This window comes from Natronogracilivirga saccharolytica (assembly GCF_017921895.1).
Taxonomy (GTDB): Bacteria; Bacteroidota; Rhodothermia; order Balneolales; family Natronogracilivirgulaceae; genus Natronogracilivirga; species Natronogracilivirga saccharolytica.
Map to the genome: position 1 here is coordinate 215,880 of NZ_JAFIDN010000005.1, position 21,456 is coordinate 237,335.

Annotated in this window: 14 protein-coding genes; 8 read left to right on the top strand and 6 right to left on the bottom strand. The window is 51.4% G+C overall.

Features of this window, described 5'->3' with window-relative positions; translation table 11 throughout:
- Window positions 1-52: 52 nt before the first annotated feature.
- Window positions 53-1,507: a glycoside hydrolase family 30 protein gene (locus NATSA_RS08460; protein ID WP_210511624.1), complete on the bottom strand. Its 1,455-nt coding sequence runs from the start codon at window positions 1,505-1,507 to the stop codon at window positions 53-55.
- Window positions 1,508-1,657: 150 nt separating this feature from the next.
- On the bottom strand, window positions 1,658-2,272 hold the full coding sequence (locus NATSA_RS08465) for an RNA polymerase sigma-70 factor (RefSeq protein WP_210511625.1): 615 nt from the start codon (window positions 2,270-2,272) through the stop codon (window positions 1,658-1,660).
- Window positions 2,273-2,598: 326 nt separating this feature from the next.
- Here NATSA_RS08465 and NATSA_RS08470 point away from each other — a divergent pair, with 326 nt between their 5' ends.
- Both NATSA_RS08470 and NATSA_RS08475 read left to right on the top strand, forming a co-directional pair.
- Window positions 2,599-3,828 carry a T9SS type A sorting domain-containing protein gene (locus NATSA_RS08470; RefSeq protein ID WP_246481753.1) on the top strand — a complete coding sequence of 410 codons (1,230 nt, stop codon included), beginning with the start codon at window positions 2,599-2,601 and terminating at the stop codon, window positions 3,826-3,828.
- 303 nt (window positions 3,829-4,131) lie between these two features.
- Window positions 4,132-4,386 carry a Smr/MutS family protein gene (locus tag NATSA_RS08475; RefSeq protein WP_210511629.1) on the top strand — a complete coding sequence of 85 codons (255 nt, stop codon included), beginning with the start codon at window positions 4,132-4,134 and terminating at the stop codon, window positions 4,384-4,386.
- Window positions 4,387-4,442: 56 nt separating this feature from the next.
- Here the strand turns inward: NATSA_RS08475 and NATSA_RS08480 are convergent, their stop codons facing one another.
- On the bottom strand, window positions 4,443-5,804 hold the full coding sequence (locus tag NATSA_RS08480) for a TrpB-like pyridoxal phosphate-dependent enzyme (RefSeq protein ID WP_210511631.1): 1,362 nt from the start codon (window positions 5,802-5,804) through the stop codon (window positions 4,443-4,445).
- Window positions 5,805-6,176: 372 nt separating this feature from the next.
- On the opposite strand from NATSA_RS08480, the gene NATSA_RS08485 reads away from it, so the two are divergent.
- The gene (locus NATSA_RS08485) at window positions 6,177-6,629 is read left to right on the top strand and encodes a YtoQ family protein (protein ID WP_210511633.1); all 453 of its coding nucleotides are present in this window, start codon (window positions 6,177-6,179) and stop codon (window positions 6,627-6,629) included.
- Window positions 6,630-6,822: 193 nt separating this feature from the next.
- Window positions 6,823-8,937: a M13 family metallopeptidase gene (locus tag NATSA_RS08490; protein WP_210511635.1), complete on the top strand. Its 2,115-nt coding sequence runs from the start codon at window positions 6,823-6,825 to the stop codon at window positions 8,935-8,937.
- Window positions 8,938-9,019: 82 nt separating this feature from the next.
- Here the strand turns inward: NATSA_RS08490 and NATSA_RS08495 are convergent, their stop codons facing one another.
- Window positions 9,020-10,618, bottom strand: coding sequence for a sodium:solute symporter (locus NATSA_RS08495; RefSeq protein ID WP_210511637.1), 1,599 nt, complete (start codon window positions 10,616-10,618; stop codon window positions 9,020-9,022).
- A 367-nt stretch (window positions 10,619-10,985) separates the two neighbouring features.
- Between NATSA_RS08495 and NATSA_RS08500 the strand changes: the two genes are divergently transcribed.
- From NATSA_RS08500 to NATSA_RS08515, 4 genes are all read left to right on the top strand, one after another.
- Window positions 10,986-11,363 carry a DUF2237 family protein gene (locus NATSA_RS08500; RefSeq protein ID WP_210511639.1) on the top strand — a complete coding sequence of 126 codons (378 nt, stop codon included), beginning with the start codon at window positions 10,986-10,988 and terminating at the stop codon, window positions 11,361-11,363.
- Between the two features lie 133 nt (window positions 11,364-11,496).
- A complete protein-coding gene (gene kbl / locus NATSA_RS08505) occupies window positions 11,497-12,687 on the top strand; it encodes a glycine C-acetyltransferase (protein ID WP_210511640.1) in 1,191 nt (396 codons plus the stop codon).
- Window positions 12,684-13,664 carry an NAD-dependent epimerase/dehydratase family protein gene (locus NATSA_RS08510; protein WP_210511642.1) on the top strand — a complete coding sequence of 327 codons (981 nt, stop codon included), beginning with the start codon at window positions 12,684-12,686 and terminating at the stop codon, window positions 13,662-13,664. The genes kbl and NATSA_RS08510 overlap by 4 nt, the downstream gene beginning before the upstream one ends.
- 284 nt (window positions 13,665-13,948) lie before the next feature.
- Window positions 13,949-14,944, top strand: coding sequence for a 3-oxoacyl-ACP synthase III family protein (locus tag NATSA_RS08515; protein WP_210511644.1), 996 nt, complete (start codon window positions 13,949-13,951; stop codon window positions 14,942-14,944).
- A 14-nt stretch (window positions 14,945-14,958) separates the two neighbouring features.
- Here NATSA_RS08515 and NATSA_RS08520 read toward each other — a convergent pair whose 3' ends face one another.
- Both NATSA_RS08520 and NATSA_RS15460 read right to left on the bottom strand, forming a co-directional pair.
- Window positions 14,959-18,141 carry an efflux RND transporter permease subunit gene (locus tag NATSA_RS08520; RefSeq protein WP_210511646.1) on the bottom strand — a complete coding sequence of 1,061 codons (3,183 nt, stop codon included), beginning with the start codon at window positions 18,139-18,141 and terminating at the stop codon, window positions 14,959-14,961.
- Window positions 18,138-21,449 (bottom strand): efflux RND transporter permease subunit, encoded by a 3,312-nt coding sequence (locus NATSA_RS15460; protein WP_246481754.1) that lies wholly within the window; start codon window positions 21,447-21,449, stop codon window positions 18,138-18,140. Before NATSA_RS15460 ends, NATSA_RS08520 begins: the two co-directional genes overlap by 4 nt.
- Window positions 21,450-21,456: the final 7 nt, after the last annotated feature.

Sequence of the window (21,456 nt, forward strand, 5' to 3'; positions counted from 1 at the left end):
TGCTTCGTTCCGTTTCCGGGAAGACACGGAATTGCCGTAATCCCCCCAAAAATTATTTAATTCCCCACACGATGGTAGCTGCGCTCTGCGGCGGGATTTCAGCCAGGGCGCTTTTTCCTTCACTGGTCAACCGGAACTCTGAAACAGTTTCAGCCGGATTGTACATAATTAAAACTGTGCCGCCGTCTGGCCGCCTGAATGCTACATTGGGCAGTTCCTCAGTATCAGTGGAGTAAATCCGCACCGATCCCGGATGCACGAATTTTGAGGCATGTGCTATGAAATAATAGGCGTCATTACGGGTCACCTCATCGCCGTCGATCGTGATGGCCCCGAGACATAGTGTGCAGCCACCGTCGGTATGCGGCTCAAGATCCGGATTCGAAACCATATTCCATTGCAGGACATTCCTGCTCCAGTTACGGGGAGCGCCTATCATGAGATTTTGCATATGCCAGGGCAGGTTCTCTGAAAACTCACTGTTGGCACCAACCCATTGCTCTGTAAAATAGAGCTTTTTCTCAGGGTATTGTTCGTGCACCTTGCTCATTGATTCAATTTCCCCGCCATACAAATGAAAGGCCGTTCCGTCTACATATTGAGCCGCCTCAGCATCACCAAGGACATCCAGAGGGTAGTCGATACGGTCAAGGTTGTGATCGTAAATAATAATTTTTGTATCAATGTCATGTTCTTCAAAAGCCGGACCAAGATGATTCTTTATAAATTCAGCCTGTTCATCCGCTTTCATCAGCAGGCTCGGGTTGTTTCCCGGATGGAGCGGCTCGTTCTGTACGGTGATGGCATCTATGCGGATCCCCTCCTTTTTCATTTTCTGAACATACCTCACGAAATAAAGCGCATAGGCATCATAAAATTCCGGGAGCAGGCTTCCGCCAATTGAATGCTGATTGCTTTTCATCCACACCGGCGGCGACCAGGGTGAGCCCAAAATGGGGATGTCAGGTGCCAGCTCCAGAATTTCTTTCAGCATTGGAATCAGGTACTTGCGGTCGGGGTCCAGGGTAAAGTGCTCCATTTCCGTATCCGTTTCTCCCTTCTCAAGATCGCTGTAGGAAAAAACATGCGGATCGAGATCAGAAGCACCGATACTCACCCGCAAATAACTGACACCAATTCCCTGCTCATCAGTAGTAAATAATTCTCTCAGCAGCTCAGACCGGGCCTGATCACTCATTTCAGAGAGCCATAATGCACTTCCACCAGTTAAGGTATAACCGAAACCATCCATTTCCTGATAGGTCTGCTCCGGATTCAAGGCAATTTCGGTGATATCACCATCCCCCCTCTGCGTATTAATTTCCGAAAACGAGATCTTTTGTTCCTGCTCCTCAAATAAAAAAGACTTGTCAGCACTTGTTATCCAAACAGATGCGTCCATGGACGGACTTTCATTCTGGCAGGAAACGGTCAGCCAGCTTGCTGCTGCAAGCAGCGCCGCCGGAAACAAAAGCAGTCTTGTAAATACGTTATTTTCAGCCTTCATAAGTAATAAATTAGGTTTGGAAGGTAGTTAATTTGAACTGATCGCTGCAACTGCAGGTGAAATAATGTAATAGCTGCTCAGCGATTTTGTCAGGTTAACACACCATCAGGACACGGCCGGACGGACTTACCCCCAATCACAGATGCAGGTTCATACAAACTGAAACAGATGCAGCAGCACACTGCATGTTATTATTAAAATTTTGTCCAGGTGCGGACCAAGGTTCATCCGAAGCTTCTTCAATGCTATCGTTATTTGGTTTTCAACGGTTTTTTCAGACAGGCCGAGCTTTTGAGCAATTTCTTTATTCGTCAGTTCGGTATTCCGGCTCATATTGAATATCAAGCGGCATCGTTCCGGCAATTCCCTGATCGCCTGCAACGCCAGACCGTGAAGGCTGCGCATTGCCTGATCGTGTTCGTCGGCTTCAAGTTCCGGTTCCGTTTCATCTCCCGGCATGTCATCCTCCAAATCAAGGCGATCCAGATTAAACCGCCGGTTGTCTCTTAAATAATTAAGGCTTCGGTTGCGCGTGGAGCGAAATAGATAACTCCTGACAGAAACAGTTATGGATATGCTTTTCCGGTTATTCCAGAGTGTGATAAAAAGATCCTGAACTATATCCTCGGCACATTGCTTATCCCGGACAAAGGTAATGGCATGCTGGCAAAGCGAAGCATACCACTGGTCAAACAGCATCCGGAATGCCTCAGCGTCATCATTTCGTATACGGGTAAAGAGCTTATCTGAGTCTCCGCGAGCCATGGCTGCTATCTGGAAATTTTACTTTTGGACACAAACCTGAACAAACCTCTGACATGTTGTCATATCGACACGCCCCTGGCAGCGCGCAATCAGTTTAAATAATATCGCAAAACCGATACCAACTGAAACAACAAGTTAAAACTTTTTCACAAACCGGCAATTATAATCAAAACGCCCGCCCCGCAAATTACAAAAATCACTGTCATACAAACCCCTGTTTCGCATCTCCCAGGTTATGTAAAATCTTGTTTGGGGGTATGCTTTATCAATCGTGTCATCCTAAAAAGGATGCTTCATCCTTATTTAATAACTACAAATCCATCACTATGAAAAATGTATACAAGTTCACGCTTCTTGTTTCCTTTTCGCTTTTCCTGACAGGAGCGGCACTGGGACAGGATAATGTTCTCCAGGGAGCAGATATGGAGAATGAAGATTATTGGAATGTTACGCTTGTGGGAGGATCCGAGGCAGATCATCCCGAGTATGAGTTCAATTACACGGATGCCACACCCGCTCACGGTGATGGCGGCGCCCTGCGTGTCGCCTCGGTTACTCCTCACGGCAGCATCCTGTTCTGGCAGGAGGTAACTCTGGAAGGCGGTAAAACCTATTCCTTCGATGGCGCTTTCAAAGATCATGGGGGACTGGATAATTTCTGGGGTGAAATCGCCATATCTGACCGGGTTCCTGAAGCCGGGGAAGACTGGGGAGAAGGTATTGCCTTTTCCGGATTCAATACCTGGGATGGCTGCGGCCCCGGAGTTGACGGTACTTTCACAGAAGACGGATGCGTTGGTGACGGCATATTTACTGTTGAAGGTGAAGGAGAACAAAATCTCATTTTTGGCATGAAGTTTGGCATATGGGATGGTGAAATGGATTTTTTGGTTGACAATGTCTTACTTGTTGTCACCGACGATGCCGTGTACCATGATGTGACCTTTAATGTGGATATGTCCGGTGCCGACGGCTTCAATCCCGATAATCATGTCGTTTACGTATCCGGCAGCATGGCAGGCTGGGCAGAGCCCGGTTCAGTTGAAGATTACAGAATGGAAATAGTAGAAGATGGTTCTGACTATCACACATTGACCATTCCGATTCTCGAGGGAGAAATTGAATACAAATACTTCTGGGTTGCAGAAGGCGAAACCGGCTGGAGCGGTGAAGAATGGGCGGGTGACCCTAACCGCCAGCTCATGGTTACTGGGGATACCGAAACCAATGACGTTTTCGGAGATCAGCCGCCTCAGGATACCGGTGCTGATCAGATCTCAGAAAGGCCTGTGGCAGTCAGCCTGAATCAAAATTATCCGAACCCCTTCAATCCGACTACCACCATCTCATTTGACATTCCTGAAGAATCCGGTATCGTCAGTCTGAAGGTTTACAATGCACTCGGTCAGAAGGTTGCCACACTGGTGAACGAGTCACTCAGCTCCGGTTCACATACGGTGACCTTTGATGCCGGCTCGCTTTCAAGCGGTATCTATATTTACCAACTTCATACCGGAAACGGTGTCGTATCACGAACCATGACACTGTTGAAGTAGCACCCGGATTGAGAACAGAGGTGATAAACCTCTGAATTATTGCAAAAAGGGTATTCCTTCTTACGGGGATACCCTTTTTTTATATCCGCCTGTCTTTCAGTTACCTGAAAAATCCTTTCCTGAAATGATGAAATGCTGTCCAGGCTGCCGGGGTTTTATTCTACACTGATGCTTTTCACTGGCTGCAAATTCACGCCGTCAGGTTTGCAAATAACATGAAGCATTGTTACAATTTGAGTTACTGCTTGATATATTCTACAGCTGCGATAGACGTAACTGCTTTCTGTAACCCGACACCCTGCCATGGCCAAACTCAAACTTGACCTGCACGATATTTACAACAAGGGGCACCTGATCGATCAGGAACTGAATAATATTATTGAAGAGGCTGTTGAGAAGAAGATCAAGACAGTGGAAATCATCCCCGGCAAAGGCAGCGGCCAGCTGAAAAAACGTGTGCTTAAATTTCTGGAGCAGCCGGAAATCAAATCTCAGTACCACCGGATCGACAAAGACAGCAAAAATCACGGACGGATTTTTGTCTATTTCAAAAAATAGAGGTTTCCGTTTGCCTTACCTTTAGGCCGGATGTCCGCTCCACAACCGGCCGGCTGCTAAGGCTGCAATCCGCGAATTTCTTCAAGCCCGGTCTTCAGCTCATTGTCACTGAATGTGTGGTCGGAAAGAACGCCCTCAAAATAATCCTCGTACGCTTTCATGTCGACAAATCCGTGTCCGCACATGTTGAACAGGATGGTCTTCTGCGTTCCTTCTTTTTTGGCCTGTTCCGCTTCGCGGATGACCTGGGCTACGGCGTGAGTCGCTTCCGGTGCCGCAATGATTCCCTCTGACTGTGCGAATGTAATGCCGGCCCGGAAACACTCAAGCTGCTGCAGAGCAACGGCTTCGATCAAATTATCCTTTAGCAGCTGGCTGCAGAGGACACTTGCGCCATGATAACGCAAACCTCCGGCATGGATGGCAGCCGGACGAAAATTATGACCGAGAGTGTACATGGGCAGCAAGGGGGTGTACCCGGCAGAGTCGCCATGATCATAGAGAAATTCGCCCTGCGTAAGCTTGGGGCAGGATGCCGGTTCTACGGCGATGCACCTTGTATTTTTACCTTCGGTGATGTTTTTGCCAATAAAGGGAAATGAGATTCCGGCAAAATTCGACCCGCCTCCAAGCGGTGCGATGATGACATCCGGATAGTCACCGGCGATTTCAAGCTGCTTTTCCGCTTCCTGCCCGATGACCGTCTGATGGAGAAGTACATGGTTCAGCACCGAACCCAGTGCATATTTGTTGGTTTCATCCTTCAGAGCCATTTCGATGGCCTCCGAAATGGCAATTCCAAGACTACCGGATGACCCGGGATCTTCAGCCAGCACGTTGCGGCCCGCCTGAGTACGGTTGCTCGGCGACGGAAATACATCCGCCCCGAAGGTATTCATCATAATCTTGCGGTACGGCTTCTGATCATAGCTGATCCGTACCATGTACACTTCACAATCCAGTCCGAGTTGTGTGCAGGCAAAGGCGAGAGCCGTGCCCCATTGTCCGGCGCCGGTCTCTGTGATCACTTTTTTGACGCCCTCCTGCTTGTTGTAATAGGCCTGGGCAACAGCGGTGTTCGGTTTGTGAGATCCGCTCGGGCTGACACCTTCGTACTTGTAGTAAATTTTTACGGGTGCATCGAGTGCCTTCTCGAGTCCGCGTGCACGATACAGAGGCGACGGACGCCAGATATTGTAGATATCCTGCACCTCATCCGGAATTTCAATCATTTTTTCGGTTGAGACCTCCTGCTGGATGAGTCCCATTGGAAAAATGGGAGAAAGGTCATCGGGTCCCGCCGGCTTTCTGGTGGCAGGATTCAGCGGTGGCTGCGGCTTGTTTGGCATGTCTGCCGCGATGTTATACCAGTGTGTCGGTTTTTCTGATTCGTTCAGAAATATCTTTCTGCTTTCCATAAGGTTATCTGCGTTTGAATCCGTTGTGATTCTGTGATCAAAATTCCTGCAAAAAATCCTGCAACAAGTTTTGCAGTCCCGGAGCAGGTGTTATTGCGGACAAATCCGGCCCCTTTTATCCGTACTAACGGCGAAACAGAATAACACATAATCCGAAAAAATTCCTGAAAAAAATGATAAAGAGGATTTACACAGGCACAACAACTTTCTCTAAGCGTATATAATTCCATACGTTCCCGTTAACATTCCACTTATTTGTATGATGCAGAAAAAATACCGCCAAAGTGTGCTTATGCACGGCACATGAATACTCTTTTGGTCTCATATTCGTTTGCAGACAAAATCAATCACCTGTATAACTAAACATAACATATGAACTGGACCATCTATCTCGCCGGTGAAATTCATTCTGACTGGCGCACGCAACTCATTGAAATGATCAACGAGCGCAACATGCCTGTACTGTGCACGGGTCCTGCTATTGACCATGAAGCCAGCGACAATTGCGGTGTGGCCATTCTGGGCGAAGAGGAATCTTCCTTCTGGAAAGACCGCAAGGGTGCCGGCATCAACGCCATCCGCAACCGGACGCTCATAAAGCAGGCCGATGTTGTTGTTGTCAAGTTCGGCGAAACGTACCGCCAATGGAATGCTGCTTTTGATGCCGGTTATGCAGCCGCACTGGGCAAACCGGTAATAACTGTTCATCCCGAGGAACTCGATCACGCATTGAAAGAGGTCGATGAAGCGGCCAACGCGGTGGCCCGCGAACCCGGGCAGGTTGTGGAAATCATGCAGTATGTACTCACCGGAAAACTTCCTTGATGCCTGAAGCACAAAGCGTTTCCCGAACGGCTTGACGACACAACCTCAATTCCGGCATCCGGCAATCACCACCAGCGCAGAAATTGCTGCTTTTGATTACCCTGCCCGGATATTCACATATTCTAACACATCCGTATGCCCACAATCATTATCTTTAGCGGATTTACAAACCCTTTTCATCAAAATCATTACTATGGTAACAGATATTAGAAGTATAGCACTGATCACATCTGTTTTTATCCTGCTCAGCGGATGCAGCCCTGAAACGGCTGATTCTATCGAGTCAGAGTCCCGGGAAGATACCGAAGAGCAGCCGGAAGAAAACCGGCCGGAGGACCTGATTCCCGATGCATCCGAGCTTGGCTCCGGCATCAACCGGGAAAACATGGATCCGGAGGTTCCGCCCCATGATAATTTCTACCGCTTTGTCAATGGCCGTTGGCTCGAAGAAACCGAAATCCCGTCAGACAGATCCCGCTGGGGCAGTTTTGACGAACTCCGGGAAACGGCGGAGCAGCAGGTTCTGGAAATCATAACCGAACTTGCAGAAGAAGAGGCTGAATTCGGATCCGACAATCAGAAAATCGGTGACATGTTCCGCTCATTCAAAGATACCGTCAGAATTGAAGAAGCCGGTTTGTCACCGCTTGAAGAGGAGTTTCAAAATATTGATACCCTCTCCTCACATCAGGGCTTGCTCGCATTCTGGGGACACTATCAGCCCTACCGTTTTGGCGCACCCTTTTCGGTTTCGGTCGCACAGGACCTGAAGAAATCCGATCAGTACATAACCTATTCCGGACAGTCGGGCCTCGGTCTGCCTGATCGCGATTTTTACCTTAACGATGACGAGCGGTCGCAGCAGTTGCTGCAGCAGTACAAAAACTATATTTCCAGAATCTGGGATGCTGCCCGATGGGAAGGCGGAGAAGAAGCGGCTGAACGCATTCTTGACCTGGAGACGAGCATTGCCGAAATTCACTGGACCAGAGTGGAAAACCGGGACCGGCAGGCCACCTACAACAAGAAGAGCCTGGATGAACTAACCGAACTGGCCCCTGCGATTGACTGGAAGCTGTTCCTCGATCAGGCTCAGCTGGATGAAATCGACGAAATTGTGGTTCGCCAGCCCAGCTATCTCGAAAACCTTTCCGAACTGTGGCAGGAAATCGATCTCGAAGACTGGAAAACCTATCTCAGGTTCCATCTCATCCGGCAAGCTGCCTCCAATCTGAGCAGTGAGTTTGCAGATGCCCATTTCGATTTCTACGGCCGTGTTCTGAGTGGTCAGCCTGAGCAGCGAAGCAGGGAGCGCCGGGCAGTATCGGCAACGGAAAGCGCCCTTGGCTTTCTTGTCGGTAAAAAGTACATCGACCGTCACTTTCCTGAAGAGGCCAGTGCGCGGATGGATGAAATGATCGATAACCTGACGGTGGCTTTTGAAGAGTCGATCAAAGAGCTTGAATGGATGACCGACGAAACCAAAGAAGAGGCCCTCAACAAACTGGATAACTTCAATGCCAAAATCGGCTATCCGGAAGTCTGGCGGGATTATGATTGTGTCGAGATTCAGCCCGATGATCTGATGGGCAATATGCGTCGTGCAGCGGTTTGTGAATACGAGCGTAACATCGGCCGTCTCGGCGAGGAAGTGGATCCCGAAGAGTGGGGTATGACACCTCAGACGGTCAATGCCTATTATAGTGTATCACTCAACGAAATTGTCTTCCCGGCTGGAATTCTGCAGCCACCGTTTTTCGATGTGGAAGCGGAAGATGCAGTCAATTATGGCGGCATCGGAGCTGTCATCGGACACGAAATTACTCATGGGTTTGACGATCAGGGCCGGCGGTCTGACGGCGACGGCAACCTGCGTGACTGGTGGACCGACGAGGATGAAGAGCAGTTTGAAAAACGAGCCCAGTTGATGATCGATCAGTACAATGAATATAATCCGGTCGATGACATGAATATCAATGGTGCGCTTGCCCTTGGAGAGAACATTGCCGATCTGGGCGGTGTCAATGTCGCCTATCGTGCCTACATGAATTCTCTGGATGGTGAAGAATCGCCCGTCATTGACGGTTTCACCGGTGAACAGCGGTTCTTCATGGGCTGGGGACAAGTCTGGCGGATCAAGTTCCGGGACGAAGCCCTTCGCCAGCAGCTTATGACCGGCCCCCATTCCCCCGGCAAATACCGGGTCATCGGGGTACTGTCCAACATGCCGGAGTTCTATGAAGCCTTTGATGTCTCCCCGGGCGATGAAATGTACCGTGAAGAGGAAAAGCGGGTCCGGATCTGGTAAACCCGGACCGGGCTCTTCCTGACGGGTCAGGCTTTTGCCGGATGACAATTTTCACCAAATCACGTTTAGCAGATCGGGTATTTCACCAGAACCAGATTACGATAGCAAACGTAACTGCAAGAAGCAGAATCGACTGGATGCGGTAATTCTGGTACCATGGTTTGTTTTTCAGTTCGATGGTTTCCTGCCGGTATGTTTCCGGAGTCCATATGTATGATGCAATGGACGATCTTTCGGGTGCAGTTCCGGCAAGACTCCATCCTGCTGTGACCGCAAGCGAGCTGATCAGAATGATGGGAGCCACATATAAAAAGTGGATGTCAATCACTTCAAAGACCATGATCATCAGGAATAGCGCCAGCGATACCAGATGTCCGGCTATGAGTCCGGCAAACGCACCGTGCCTGTTCATCCGGACGGAAAATATGCCCAGAAGGAGCACCGCAACAAACGGGGGACTCTGATAGGCAAGCACGGATTGCAGGTACTCCCAAAGTGTCGGGAATTGCGTAATGACAGGAGCCCAGGCAGCCGCAATGACCATGAAGATGAACGTGGTAACGCGGCCGGCGACAAGAAGCTGCCTCTGATTCCATTCCGGCCTGATTTTTTTGGAAAAATCCATGGTGACGAGTGTCGAGGCGGAGTTGAGCGTTGAATCAATGCTCGACATGATTGCGGCAATGAGGGCAATGAGTATGATGCCGCGCAACCCGACCGGAAGCAGATCAAAAAGCAGCACCGGGAATACCATATCCGGCGAAAAGTCTTCCATGGCCGTCAGTTCGGGGTACAGATGCAGTGCAAATATCCCGGGCAGCACCATGATGAACAGCGCCGGCACTTTTAACAGGCCCGCGAAGATGGCTCCCCAACGGCCGTGGTCAACCGAACGGGCTCCCAGCACCCGCTGCACCATGAACTGGTTGGTACACCAGAAATAGAAACCAAGCAGCGGAACCCCGACGATAATACCGGGCCAGGGCAGGAAATCATCATCCGCAGGCTGAATAAGACTGAGCATCTGCGGATCGGTCTGTTCCCTGACCGTTTGCCAGGAACCGATTTCGCCGAGGGCAAGGATACTGACAGCTGTGCATCCGGCCAGGAGCAAAACCGCCTGCAGCAAATCGGTATAAATTACCGCACGGAGTCCGCCGGCAATTGTGTACAGACCGGCAAGCACGGCCAGAATGACCACTGAGTAGATGAAAGGGATTTCCGGATAGAGCAGCGAGACTACCAGCGCTCCGGCATACAGGGCTCCTGCCGTGTCGATAAAAATGTTGCCGAATATGGTGAATGCAGAAAAATAATAGCGAGAGCGGTGATCAAAACGGCGCTCCAGGAATTCCGGCATTGTGAAAATCCTGTTGCGCAGATAAATCGGCAGGATGAACACTGCAAACAGCACCATCAGCACCGCCGCCATCCATTCATAATTATAGACCGAAATGCCCGTGTTGAAGGCACTGCCTGCCATGCCAATAATGCTGGTGCTGGACATGTTCGATGCCAGCAGGGAAAAGCCGATCAGCGACCATGTCAGTGACCGTCCGGCCAGAAAATAGTCGGTGGAATCCTTGACCCGACGGGACACATAGAACCCGATGGCAATAATAATCAGCAGGTAGATCCCGATACTGACCAGATCGAGTGTGTGCAGGGAAAAGTCAGGCATGCGGCTTTTTTTTCTGACGCTTGTATCACAGAAAACCGGGCAATCGGTTTCTGCAAATATGCACAAATTGTCTCTCTATCTCAAAATGGAGTCCTGTGGCTTGTTTCAGGTGGAAACACGGACGGATTATCAGACTGACGAATATGGATTTATCCGGATTTCCCGATGCAACGGCTGTCCTTTTCTTTTTGTTTTGAAGGTAGATATTGGCAAGCAGCTATCAGTTATTTACTGTGTCATGAAGTGATCAACACATGAAATACCCATGGCGGCTTACCGCCACACAGGAGCATGATTATAGCCAACATGGGTATTTCACTTCGTGACCTTCGGTTCATGTGACGTCAGAATCATAAATTATAAACACATGAAAACAGGCATCAACATATTCGGAGAACCGCTGAAACCGTGCAGTAATGATCCCAAAACCGGATTTTACCGGGACGGTTGCTGCAATACGGGCGATGATGATTTCGGAATGCATACGGTATGCGCCGTCGTTACCGATGAGTTTCTGGAGTTCAGCAAAAAGGTCGGCAATGATTTGTCAACACCGCAGCCCCAGTGGAAATTTCCCGGACTCAAGTCCGGAGACCATTGGTGCCTGTGCGCCAGACGCTGGCTCGAAGCCTACAGCGCCGGCGTTGCTCCGAAAGTGGACCTTGAAGCCACCCACGAAAAAACATTGAAAGTGGTGCCGATGAATGTGCTGCTGAAGCATGCATACAAGCCCCGGACTGATTAAGTGGAGCTGAAAAATATCTTAATTCACGGATGCCGGAGTCCGGGGATTTTTTATTTTACGCTTGAGCACTGCAAATGAATGATAGTAACAGAACGATCATCCATGATTACCAAACAACCAGCCTCCGCCGCCTATGTATGGTTCCTTGAAAGACGATCTTCAGAAAGAGCTTGACACCATCAAAAAAGATGGACTTTACAAAACAGAGAGAGTCATCACATCCCCGCAGGGTGCGGTTATCTCCACCGATGACGGCAGGGAAGTTATCAACTTCTGCGCCAACAATTACCTGGGGCTCTCCTCCCATCCCGATATCATTGCGGCAGCCAAAAAAACCATCGATGAACGCGGCTACGGCATGTCATCCGTCCGTTTCATATGCGGCACCCAGGACATCCACCGCGAACTGGAGAAAAAAATCGCAGACTTTGTAGGGATGGAAGATGCGATTCTCTATGCGGCGGCCTTTGACGCCAACGGAGGTGTTTTTGAGCCCTTGTTCGGACCCGATGACGCTATCATTTCCGATCAGCTCAACCACGCCTCCATAATCGACGGGGTCAGACTCACCAAATCGCGACGGATGGTCTACCGCCATAACGACATGGCAGATCTGGAAGACAAGCTCAAGGAAGCATCCGATGCGCGTCACCGCATCATTGTCACCGACGGTGTATTCTCCATGGACGGCACCATCGCACCGCTGGACAAGATTTGCGACCTCGCAGATCAATACGATGCCCTGGTTATGACGGATGAATGCCATGCCACCGGTTTTGTCGGTAAATCGGGACGCGGTGTCCATGAACTGCTTGGCGTGATGGACCGGGTCGATATTGTCACCGGAACATTCGGGAAAGCCCTTGGCGGTGCATCCGGCGGTTTTACCGCTGCCCACAAAGAAATTATTGATCTGCTTCGGCAGCGATCGCGTCCCTATCTGTTTTCAAATACCCTCGCCCCTTCCATTGCCGGCGCCTCCATCAAAGCGCTGGAACTGATCGGCGAAACCAGCGAGCTTCGCGACAGGCTGGATGAAAACACGCGTTTTTTCCGCTCGGAGCTCACAGCGGCCGGGTTCGATATCAAGAAAGGTCGTCACCCCATCGTACCGGTCATGCTGTACGATGCCAAAGTGGCTCAAACCTTTGCCGGTGAACTGTTGGATGAAGGCATCTATGTGATCGGTTTCTATTACCCGGTGGTCCCCAAAGGCCAGGCCCGGATCAGGGTTCAGCTTTCAGCCGTTCATGAGCGTGAACATCTGGAGCGCGCCATCAGCGCATTTAAAAAAATCGGTAAAAAACTTGGAGTCATATCGTGAGTAAAGGAAACATATTGATCACCGGATCGGCCGGACAACTGGGAGTGGAACTGGCAGCTCGTCTTCGTGAGATACACGGGACGGAGCGGGTGATCGCAACCGATATCCGGGAAAGAAACCGTATCGAAGAGGCGGGTCCGTTTGAAATCCTGGATGTGCTGGACCGCGAACAGCTTGCCGGTGCCGTCTCAAAACACAACATCGGCACCATTTACCACCTGGCCGCCATACTCTCGGCAAACGGAGAAAAGCAGATCGGGAAAACATGGCAGCTCAACATGGACGGACTGCTGAATGTGCTTGATCTCGGCCGCAATGATGAAAACAATCCTGCAGGATCCCAAAATGCGGTTTCTCACATCTTCTGGCCGAGCTCCATTGCCGTGTTCGGTCCCGATGCCGACCGGGAAATGACGCCGCAAAACAGTCCGCTCAATCCAACCACCGTTTACGGCATCAGCAAAGTTGCCGGCGAACAGTGGTGCGCCTATTATCATCGCCGGTTTGGTGTGGATGTTCGCAGTCTGCGCTATCCCGGCCTTATCGGATACAAATCAGAGCCGGGCGGCGGTACAACCGACTATGCAGTGGATATGCTGCAGGCCGCTGCCGGAGGAAACGCATACACCTGTCCGCTCGGATCCCATACGCGCCTGCCGATGATGTATATGGATGACGCGGTCAAAGCAGCACTTGATCTTATGGCAGCACCTGAAGAGCTGGTGGATGTGCGCACCAGCTATAACGTCAGTGCGATGAGTTTTACGCCTGATGACATGGCCGGTGTGATTCGCCGGCATGTCCCGGATTTTGATGTTGATTATGCCCCGGATTCGCGCGACGCCATTGCCGCAAGCTGGCCGGACAGTATCGACGACGGCAAAGCCAGACAGGACTGGAACTGGAAACCGGATTTTGATCTCGGCGCGATGGTGAAACATATACTGGATCAACAGGCTTTGTCTTCTGAAGCCTGAATTCTGACTGCACTGTCGATATCATCTGAAGTGCGAATTCTGGCTGAACTGTGAATTTTGGCTGAACTGTCATTCCTATCTGAACTGTGATTTCCGGATGAGCCGGGCAGCCACTGATCTTGATTGTCAGAAAAAAACAACTAAATTTATTATCAATGTGGTGACCGGGACTATGGTCTCCGGATATCACAAAAAGTCATCCAAATTATTTTCAGGAGGGATGGAGTGCATCAGTTACTATTGGCCAATTTCACCAAACGTATTTACTGTCAACGGGAAGCCTTATGAAAAAATCATTTATTTCCGGCGTCGGACACCACCTCCCCGATCGCGTGGTCACAAATCAGGAACTTGAAAAGCTGCTTGAAATCGATGACGCTTCCATTGTGAAGCTGAGCGGGATTCACACTCGCCGCTGGGCGGAAAAAGGTGATACGGTCAGTGGAATGGCCGTTGAGGCATCCCGCATGGCACTCGGCAGGGCCGGCCTGACACCGGCCGATATCGGAATGATCGTTTTTTCATCCATGGGTTCCGATCATCAGTTTCCGGGCGGCGGAGGTGATTTGCAGCGCAAACTCGATATGCCGGGCATTCCGGCGCTGGATATCCGCAATGCCTGCAACGGGTTTGTTTACGGGCTTTCCATTGCCGATCAGTATATACGGACCGGAATGTACAAACATATTCTGCTTGTCGGATCGGAAATACAGAGCACCTCGCTCGACCTGACACCGAATGGCAAAAATGTATCCATTCTGTTTGGCGACGGAGCTGGTGCTGCGGTCATCAGTCAGTGCAGTGACAACAGCCGGGGTATTTTGAATACCCAGATGTATTCTGACGGACAGCATTACAGAAAACTCATCATGGAAGCACCGTCACCCAATGACCATCCGCGTATTTCGGATGAAATGGTTGCTTCCGACCGCATCTACCCCTACATGGACGGCAGGGCTGTGTTCAAGCATGCGGTCACCCGGTTTCCGGAAGTCATCCTCGAAGCCGTGGAAAATGAGGACATGGACATATCCGACCTTGATCTGATCATTCCGCATCAGGCGAATTTGCGGATCAGTGAAATGGTAGCAAAAAAGCTGAAGATTGACAGAAAAATGGTCTACAGCAACATCCAGCATTACGGCAATACGACATCCGCATCCATCCCGATTGCCATGAGTGAAGCCGTCGAAAAAGGCATGCTGAATGAGGGCGATCTGGTTTGCGCCGCCGCATTTGGAGCCGGATTCGCCTGGAGCTCGGCTCTTATTCGCTGGTAACCATCGGGAGCCGGTCAGTCCTGCCTGCCTCCGGGCATGGGAACTGCCAGGCCTTTGCGGAACAGCTCCCTGCGGTTTTTCGATATGCCGATGACAATGGCCGGAACAACGAATAATGTAAGTATGGTGGCAAAAGCGAGTCCGCCGATCACTGATTTTGCGAGCGGGCTCCAGGTTTCTGATCCCACCCCTACCTCAAGTGCCAGCGGAATCATGGAAAAAATCGTGGTCATGGCTGTAAGCAGAATTGGCCTCATTCTGCGTTTGCACGCCTGAAGAAAAGCTACGAGATACACCCGGTCCGCATTGAGTACCGCTTTGGATGACGCGCCGGACTCTGATTCTTCATCAGTCAGTTTTCCTCTGTGATCCAGACCACGCGCGGTTTTCTGGTGAATGAAATCCACCAGTACAATACCGTTGTTGACCACAATGCCTACAAGGATGACAATACCAATATAGGCCGGCACGCTCAGGGCGGTATTTGTCATAAACAGGAACACCAGTGATCCGAAAAAGGCAAGCGGCACGGTGAACATGATGATAAACGGATCCCGGAAGTTTTCAAACAGCGAGGCCATGACCATATAGGTCAGAAGCAGGGCAAACAGGAATGCGATCCCCATCTCCCTGGCACTGTCATCCTGCATTCTCATCCTTCCACTGAAATCGTAACGGTATCCGTCGGGAAGTACGATATCATCGGAGATGATGTCAGCAATGACGCTGCGATAGGCCTCCGGATTTTCCCTGGTCATGATATTCAGGTCAAGCACCACTTCGCGGTCACGACGGCTCAGCCGCTGCATGCTTTCCGTAAGTTCGAAGTTGCCCAGGGATGTGATTGGCATGCGGACGTCATCCACCTGAAGCAACTCCAGGCTGAACATGTCGCTCCGGTTCTGAAACGTTTTGCGGTCATTCCGGACTTCGATCGGAATTTCACGTCCGTCTTCCCTGAAATATCCGGCACGGCTGCCCCTTGACTGGGTACCAAAGGCACTGGCAATCTGACTGGTCGGCACATCAAGACGCGCGATACGCTCCCGGTCGGGATGGAACTCAAACTCGGGGCCGGGGCGTGTTCTGGGGTTGGAAACAGACATGACTTCCGGTTCCTGGAGCATCCGGTCCTCGATACGATAGGAAATATCGCGCAGCACCTGCATATCGGAGCCATAGAGGGTCAGCTGAACACCACGGCCTTCCCCCCATCTGCCGCCACGCATCCCTCCCGGACCCGAACCGGCGATAGAAAATTCAAGATCAACCCCCGGATCATCAAAACGCGACTCCACTTCCTCCATTACCTCGTCGGTTGAACGGCTTCGCTCACGCTGATCGACCAGAAGGACATTCAACTGTCCGACATTGCTTTGCCTTGACCACCGCTGCCTGCCGATGCTGGTGATAACGGTACGTATTTCCGGCATTTCGAGCAGTTCGTCGGTATAGCCTCTCAGAAGTTCCGCAGTAGCCGGCAGTTGTGTACCGGCAGGCAGGTCCACCCTGACATCAAATTCGCCGGTATCGCTTTCGGGGAAGAATTCTCCCGGAATGGTCCGGAAAAAATAAAATGAGCCGAAAATTATGGCAACGACAAACAGCATCACTACGTATTTCCGGCGGAGGATCCAGAAGAGAATTTTTCCGTAGTTTTTTTCAACCTTTCCGATCAGCCGGAACATGAAGTTCCTGTTGTCAAATTGTCCCGGTTTCATGACGATTGATGCCAGCACGGGTATCAGAATGATGGAAGCCAGAAAAGAGCTGGTGATAGCAATCGAGATGGTCAGAGCCAGATCCCGTGTAACGGTGCCTGTTACTCCGGTCACTCCGAGAATTGGGATAAATACGGCGAGCGTGGTAAGTGTTGAGCCCAGCAAAGCGCCTCCGACTTCATTGGTTCCATCCAGCGCTGCCCGGAAACGGCCGTGACCCTGCACCATTTTGTAGGCGATGCTTTCGGTGACAACAATAGAGTTATCAACCAGCAGGCCGATTGCCAGGGCCAGACCTGTGATGGATATAATATTCAGTGTGATTCCGGCAAAGTACATCGCTGCAAATGTGGCTGTTAGCGAAACGGGGATACTCATGGCCACGACAAAGGCAATCCGCCATCCGCCCATGAAGATCAGGAGAATAATAACAACCACGGTCAGGGCGATGAGGGCTGACTGTGCCAGGTTGTTGATAGAATTGGCTATGAAATCACCTTCGTTGCTGAGCACCTGCATCGTCACGCTTGATGGCAGCAGGCTGGCCATGCGATTCATTTCGGCCACGGCACTTTGCGCAACGTCAAGAGTGTTGGCATCAGATTGTTTCTGAACCTGGACGGTAACACTGTTTTTGCCGTTGACCTCTTCCACCGAGCTGATGTCGGCAAAGGTGTTTTCCACATTCGCCACATCAGATACGCGAACCGGAATACCCTCATCATTCTGTCGGATTACCGTTTGCTCTATTTCTTCGAGTGATTTGAAAATAGCTTCGGCACGGACACTGTAGCTGATGCGGTCGGTCGTCAGATTTCCTATGGGTTGATTGACGTTGTTGTTTCTGAGCGCTGAGAGAACTTCTGAGGGCATTACCCGGTGACGGCTCAATGCATAGGGATCCAGACTGACAAAAAAGTTGCGTTCAAGTCCGCCCTGGGTTTCTGCGGATGCCACTCCGGGCAGCCGTTCAAATCTGGGCTCAATAAATTCAACGGATAACTGGCGCAAATCATCCAGCCCCAGCACAGATGATTCGACACTGAACTGCACAATGGGAGCACTGTCGGGATCAAACTGAAATATGACCGGTTCGTTGGCTTCCGAAGGCAGCTGGGCCCGGATCCTGTCCATCGCTTCCCGCACCTTCATTTCCGTTGACTGGATGTGGACTCCGGGCTTGAGCCTCAGAATGATAAATGCTCCGCCTCTGCGTACGTTCGACTCCAGCTCGTCGATGCCTTCGACACCCATAATCGCCCCTTCGATGGGTTCTACGACCAGCCGGGACATATCTTCCGGTGCCACGTTTGAATAATTTACCGATACCGCCAGTACCGGGATGTTGAATTCCGGCATAAGGGTCACACGCAGGTTGGTCAGCGAAAACAGACCAAATCCCACCACCATCAATGACAGCATAAATACCGTCACCGGGCGCTTCAGGATTTTCTCTGTTATCGTAATCTTTCTCATGCTTCCTGCGTCAGCGGATCGTCTTTGCTTACAGTGTCAAAACCGGCTTTTTCGACTAATTTGGTAACAAGATTGTACATGGACGGGACGGCGAAAAGCATCAGGATAGTGGACATGGCCAGTCCGCCGATAACCGTGCGTGCCATCGGACTCCAGGTTTCAGCCCCGGCCCCAAGCTGCAGGGCAAGCGGGGTCATGGCAAGAATGGTCGTCAGAGCTGTCATCAAAATAGGACGCAGACGACGGGTGGCGCCGTTGACGATGGCCTGATGGCGCTCCTGTCCGCGGGCCCTGAGAATTTTGATGTAGTCGATCATCACAATTCCGTTGTTCACCACAATACCGGTCAGAAGGACAAGACCGACCATCGCCGTTACACTGACCGGAGTTCCGGTGAACCACAGCATAAGCAGCACGCCGGTCAACGCCAGCGGTATGGTGACAATAATGATAAACGGTTCGAGCAGGCTTTCAAACTGCGATGCCATGACCATGTAGGTCAGCAGTCCGGCCACCATGAATGCGATCATCAGGTAAAAGAACGAACTTTGCTGATCTTCGGCGGCCCCTCCTACTTCATAGCGGTATCCTTCAGGCCAGTTCATCTGATTCAGGGCACTTCGTGTCTGCTCTGTGGCCGTCCGCAGATCCAGACCGCCGAGCTCTGCATTGATTTCAACCATGCGTTCCTGATTGATTCGGTGGATGCTGGCGGGGCCGGTCACCCGCTCGATTTGCGCGAGGTTTTTGAGCGGCATCCAGTCACCGGCCGGCGACCGTAGCTGGATATCGTCGAGCATTCCCGAGTGAGCGCGGTCGAACGGATCCAGCTGTACCATCACTTCGAACTCCACGCCCTGATCCACAAACGTGGTGGCAACATTTCCTCTTACAGCATCACTGACGGCGCTGGTTACCTGTGCCGTGCTCATCCCGACCCTGGCGATGCGTTCACGATCCATATTGATCCGCAGCTCCGGCCGGCCCTGATCAACCGAACTGAACAGTCCGGCAATGCCGTCAATGTTACGCATCTGCTGCATTGCGGAAAAAGCAAGATCTTCGCGCACTTCCGGGTCAAACCCGTAGATCTGAACAATAAGCCCGGTCTCACCGTCCGGACTCAGCGGGTCTTCGCGAAGCTCGCGGATTTCTGCAGCGGGGACATCCTGCATGGCCCGGAGCAATGATGCGGTGATTTCCTGCTGACTCCGCGAGCGCTCTCCCACAGGAACCAGCTCCAGCCTCACGACACCCTGGTTTCCTCCCGGATTTTCAGCACCTTCGATTCCCGTTTTGTCACCGTAATCAGATACCACTAGCCGGGCTTCGGGAACGTCACGTTCAATGATTTCCTCCATCTGAAGAATCGTGCGTTCCAGCTCAAAAAGGTTTACTCCCGGCTCACGCTGCACCTCAAGAACGATGTTGTTTTCATCCACCGTCGGGAAAAACTCACCGCCAAGCCGGTAGAAAATGGGGATGGACGCGGCAAGCAGGGCAAACGCAAGGAAGACGGTGAAACCGCTGTAAGACAGCACCTTGTCGATACTTCTGCGGTAGCGGTTTTCGACACTGTCGAATGCACGACCGAGAACCGGTGCGATTTTTTCAGAAAAGAATCTCCCGATGATGCCGAACAGCAGCGCCAGCATCATGTAAAATGGATAAAGCGGAAGCAGGACCAGAAAAGCGGGAATACTGATGATTCTTTTGATGACGGATGTCCGGCGCCACGCCATCAGCCGCTGCAGCGGAGTCAATGCGCGGCTCTCCCCTTCAGAGCCGGCACCTTCTGCCTTCTTTTTGCTTTCGGCTTCACGCTGCGTTTCCCTGCTGAAAAACCGGGATGCCATCACGGGGATGAGTGTCAGAGCTACCAATACCGAAACAATCAGGGCAAATGAGACCGTGAGCGCCAGATCCCGGAACAGGAGTCCGGCAATGCCGGGAACAAACAGCACCGGCAGAAAAACGACAAGCGTAGTGAGTGTCGACATAACCACCGGCGCGGACACCTCCTGCGCACCAAGAACAGCAGACCTGGCACCGTCCTCCCCGTCCTCACGGAACCGGAATATGTTCTCGAGCACCACCACGGCATTGTCAACGACCAGACCAACGGCGAGGGTCAGTCCCGAAAGCGAAATGATATTCATGCTCACATCCGCCCAGTGCATGATGCTGAAGGTGGCTATGATCGAGACCGGAATGGATATCGCCACAATCAGTGATGACCGCCCGCTTCGCAGGAAGAGCAGCAACATCAGCATGACAAGAAATACTGCCTGAAAGGCTGTCAGGATAAGGTTCCGGATGGACATCTCGATGAAATCAGCCTGATTTGTCAGGACATCCAGCTGCACGCCGGCCGGCAGGATCCGTTGGAGATCCTCTATCGATTCCATCACTCCCCCGGCAGCCATGACCACATTGCTGTCGCTTTGCCGGTATACGTTGATGATCACACCGTCATTACCCTGTACGCGGACATTACCGATCGGCTGGGCGATTCCGTCCTCCACCCGGGCGACATCCTTCAGATAGACCGGACTACCCTCATTGTTTCCGACAACGGTCTGACGAATCTGATCAATATTCCGGAAGTCACCAACCGTACGCAGTGAGTAGGTGGTCTCTCCCTCCTCAAGCTCACCCGCAGGCACCTGAATATTCTCATCACGCAGCGTGCCGGCGATATCGGATATACTCAGGTTGTACGCGCGCATGTCGGCGCTGCGAATCCGGATATTGATCTGGCGGTCGTAACCACCTGCGGTAGCGGCCGATGCCACGCCGCTGATGCGTTCAATGCGTTGTTCCAGCTGCTGGGTGGCGATGGTGCGCAGTTCGCGGGGACTCCGGTTGTTGCTGGTCAAAGTAAGCACGACAACAGGCTCGTCATTCGGATCATACGAAAAGACGATGGGCTGCTCGGCATCATCCGGCAGACTCCGCCGGATCATATCAAGACGTTTGCGAACCTCGGTCTCTGCAAAAAACAGATCCGTGCCCCAGTTGAAGTTCAGCCGCACTACCGACGCCCCCTGGCTGGACTGTGACCGGACCCGCTCGATGCCCGACACGCTGCCCACGGATTCTTCGATGGGCCTGGTGATGAGCGTTTCCATATCTTCCGGAGCCACACCTTCGTATGTGGTATAAATGGTGACGGTCGGAAACGAAACATCCGGATAGAGGTTCAGCCTGAGATTCATCAGGCCGAAAATTCCGAAACCGATCAGGATCAGGCTTGCCATCAAAAAAGTGACCGGCCTTTTAACTGCAAGTCGGGATAAGTTCTTCATATGCAAC